Raw genomic sequence first — 308 nt, forward strand, 5'->3', positions numbered from 1 at the left:
ATTTGAAAAGGTAGGCGTACAATTTCAAGAAACAAGCTACCAGGAGAAAATTACTGTAGGTGAATTATGTAAAGTCACGCAATCATTTTATAAGGAAACTGCAAATTACAACGATCTATTAAAAGAGTTTAGTATTGCTCATAAGGTGAAAAGTTTTGTTAGTACATTATCCGGTGGAGAACGACAACGGTTATTTATTGTCCTTGCGCTGATACCTAAACCCGAAATTGTTTTCTTAGATGAATTGACAACGGGCCTAGATGCAAGAGCAAGACGTGACGTTTGGAAAAGCCTCTCTGATTTAAAAG

At 36.4% G+C, this 308-nt stretch carries 1 protein-coding gene; it reads left to right on the plus strand.

The window, feature by feature from the left end:
* A partial coding sequence (locus RCF13_RS00970) for an ATP-binding cassette domain-containing protein (protein WP_308140736.1) occupies nt 1-308 on the plus strand: 308 nt, incomplete at both ends.

It is taken from the genome of Stenotrophomonas maltophilia group sp. RNC7 (assembly GCF_030910085.1).
GTDB classification, from domain to species: Bacteria; Pseudomonadota; Gammaproteobacteria; order Xanthomonadales; family Xanthomonadaceae; genus Stenotrophomonas; species Stenotrophomonas sepilia.